The sequence below is a fragment of the Pseudomonas sp. K5002 genome, from assembly GCF_013386655.1.
Taxonomy (GTDB): Bacteria; Pseudomonadota; Gammaproteobacteria; order Pseudomonadales; family Pseudomonadaceae; genus Aquipseudomonas.
Map to the genome: position 1 here is coordinate 1 of NZ_JACARK010001772.1, position 328 is coordinate 328.

At 68.9% G+C, this 328-nt stretch carries 1 protein-coding gene; it reads right to left on the reverse strand.

All coding sequences use genetic code 11. The features are described 5' to 3' along the window. A partial coding sequence (locus tag HX846_RS39200; RefSeq protein WP_178967698.1) for a TolC family protein occupies positions 1-328 on the reverse strand: 328 nt, incomplete at both ends.

A 328-nucleotide genomic window follows, 5' to 3' on the forward strand; every position in this document is an offset into this window, starting at 1 on the left:
GGTGGCGACGGCCTGGAAATCGGTGCTGGCCGCGCCAGTACTGGCGGCGAGACGCCGGTAGGCATCGGTCAGGCCCATCTGCGCGCGGTTGAATTCCAGGCGGATTTCCGAGAGTTGCACCTGGGCCCGGGTGGCTTCCACCGGGGACGTTTTGCCGGCGGTGACGCGACCATTGGCCACCACCAGGCCGCGCTCGGCCAATGCCAATGAGCGCTGGGCCAGGTCGAGGCGTTCCTGGGCGCGAAGTGCGCCGTAGTAACCGTCGATGACCTCCGCACGCAGCCCGTTGCGACGCTGTTCCAGGGTGAGTGCGGCCGCCTCCTGAGCG